General features: G+C 56.5%; 2 rRNA genes. Both read right to left on the reverse strand.

What is annotated here, in order from left to right:
- Positions 1-3: 3 nt before the first annotated feature.
- A 5S ribosomal RNA gene (gene rrf / locus LY40_RS01470) occupies positions 4-120 on the reverse strand.
- A 103-nt stretch (positions 121-223) separates the two neighbouring features.
- Positions 224-3,140 (reverse strand): 23S ribosomal RNA (locus tag LY40_RS01475); the annotation flags it as partial.

Below are 3,140 nucleotides of genomic sequence, written 5' to 3' on the forward strand. Positions count from 1 at the left end.
TAAGTTCGGCGGTGTCCTACTCTCCCACACCCCTTCGGATGCAGTACCATCGGCGCTGGCAGGCTTAGCTTCCGGGTTCGGAATGGGACCGGGCGTACCCCTACCGCTATCACCACCGAAACACTACGAAACAACACACTGACTGTTGTCTCCCCACACACAACCCACGTGTGTGGGGTGGTGTGGTGTTTCAGGATCGTAGAGTGGGTGCGTAGCAACCTTTGTAGGCAAGTCCTCGGCCGATTAGTACCAGTCCACTCAAACACACATTACTGCGCTTCCATGTCTGGCCTATCAACCCAATCATCTCTTGGGGGCCTTAACCCATCACGGGTGGGAGACCTCATCTAGGAACAGGCTTCCCGCTTAGATGCCTTCAGCGGTTATCCCTTCCGAACGTAGCCAACCAGCCATGCCCCTGGCGGGACAACTGGCATACCAGAGGTTCGTCCGTCCCGGTCCTCTCGTACTAGGGACAGCCTTCCGCAAGTCTCCTACGCGCGCGGCGGATAGGGACCGAACTGTCTCACGACGTTCTAAACCCAGCTCGCGTGCCGCTTTAATGGGCGAACAGCCCAACCCTTGGGACCAACTCCAGCCCCAGGATGCGACGAGCCGACATCGAGGTGCCAAACCATGCCGTCGATATGGACTCTTGGGCAAGATCAGCCTGTTATCCCCGGGGTACCTTTTATCCGTTGAGCGACACCCCTTCCACCAGGAGGTGCCGGATCACTAGTCCCGACTTTCGTCCCTGCTCGACCCGTCAGTCTCACAGTCAAGCTCCCTTGTGCACTTACACTCAACACCTGATTACCAACCAAGCTGAGGGAACCTTTGGGCGCCTCCGTTACCCTTTAGGAGGCAACCGCCCCAGTTAAACTACCCACCAGGCACTGTCCCTGAACCAGATCATGGTCCGAAGTTAGATTCCCAGCACGACCAGAGTGGTATTTCAACAACGACTCCACCAACACTAGCGTGTCAGCTTCACAGTCTCCCACCTATCCTACACAAGCCGAACCGAAAACCAATACCAAGCTATAGTAAAGGTCCCGGGGTCTTTCCGTCCTGCCGCGCGAAACGAGCATCTTTACTCGTAGTGCAATTTCGCCGGGCCTGTGGTTGAGACAGCCGGAAAGTCGTTACGCCATTCGTGCAGGTCGGAACTTACCCGACAAGGAATTTCGCTACCTTAGGATGGTTATAGTTACCACCGCCGTTTACTGGCGCTTAAATTCTCAGCTTCACCACCGAAATGGTTAACCGGTCCTCTTAACGTTCCAGCACCGGGCAGGCGTCAGTCCATATACCTCGACTTGCGTCTTCGCATGGACCTGTGTTTTTAGTAAACAGTCGCTTTCCGCTGGTCTCTGCGGCCCGCCACCCCTAACCCGCAAAGGGTTTCAAGATGGCTGGCCCCCCTTCTCCCGAAGTTACGGGGGCAATTTGCCGAGTTCCTTAACCACAGTTCACCCGATCGCCTTAGTATTCTCTACCTGACCACCTGTGTCGGTTTCGGGTACGGGCCACGCACGCACTCGCTAGAGGCTTTTCTCGACAGCATAGGATCACTCTACTTCACCACAACGGCTACGCATCACGCCTCACCCACATGCAGAACGGATTTGCCTATTCTGCGGGCCACACGCTTACACCAGTACTACCACTCACTGGCGGAGCTACCTTCCTGCGTCACCCCATCACTTGACTACTACGCCATCAGGTCCCACGCTCCACACACACCACATCCCGAAGGATGCGATGCGGCTTCGGGTGGTTAGTATCCGACGCCTCACCATGGACGCACACACGCGGGTACGGGAATATCAACCCGTTCTCCATCGACTACGCCTGACGGCCTCGCCTTAGGTCCCGACTTACCCTGGGCGGAACAACCTGGCCCAGGAACCCTTGGTCATCCGGCGGTACAGATTCTCACTGTACATTCGCTACTCATGCCTGCATTCTCACTCCCACACCCTCCACAACTCGGTTACCCGGCTGCTTCATCGGGCCCAGGACGCTCCCCTACCCACCACAACCCGCGTTAGCAGTTGTTGCAGTGACTCGGCTTCGGCGGTGTACTTCAGCCCCGCTACATTATCGGCGCAGAACCACTTGACCAGTGAGCTATTACGCACTCTTTCAAGGATGGCTGCTTCTAAGCCAACCTCCTGGTTGTCTCTGCAATTCCACATCCTTTTCCACTAAGCACACACTTAGGGGCCTTAGCCGGAGTTCTGGGCTGTTTCCCTCTCGACAACGAAGCTTATCCCCCGCTGTCTCACTGCCGCGCTCTCACACCATGGTATTCGGAGTTTGGTTGACGTCAGTAACCCGATCAGGCCCATCAGCCACCCAGTAGCTCTACCCCCACAGTGAAACACGCGACGCTGCACCTAAATGCATTTCGGGGAGAACCAGCTATCACGAAGTTTGATTGGCCTTTCACCCCTACCCACAGCTCATCCCCTCAGTTTTCAACCTAAGTGGGTTCGGCCCTCCACACCGTCTTACCGGCGCTTCAGCCTGGCCATGGGTAGATCACTTCGCTTCGGGTCTCGACCACGCAACTACAACGCCCTCTTCAGACTCGCTTTCGCTACGGCTACCCCACACGGGTTAACCTCGCCACGCAGCACGAACTCGCAGGCTCATTCTTCAAAAGGCACGCCATCACCCGAAGGCTCTGACGGCTTGCAGGCACACGGTTTCAGGTACTCTTTCACTCCCCTCCCGGGGTACTTTTCATCTTTCCCTCACGGTACTTGTCCGCTATCGGTCACCAGGAAGTATTTAGGCTTACCGAGTGGTCCCGGCAGATTCACAGCGCCCTCCACGGAAACGCTGCTACTCGAGAACACCACCACAACGATTCCACACAGTTTTCGCGTACGGGACTCTCACCCACTACGGCCACGCATCCCAACGTGTTCCACTAACCATGCAAACCATCCCCAGGAATGTCAGTCCCCGGACGGCAGGTCTCACAACCCCGCACACGCAACGCCTGACAGCTTGACACGCATACGGTTTAGCCTCCTCCGCTTTCGCTCGCCACTACTCACGGAATCACTAGTGTTTTCTCTTCCTACGGGTACTGAGATGTTTCACTTCCCCGCGTTCCCTCCACACCG

The sequence above is a fragment of the Prauserella salsuginis genome (assembly GCF_024648885.1).
Taxonomy (GTDB): Bacteria; Actinomycetota; Actinomycetes; order Mycobacteriales; family Pseudonocardiaceae; genus Prauserella; species Prauserella salsuginis.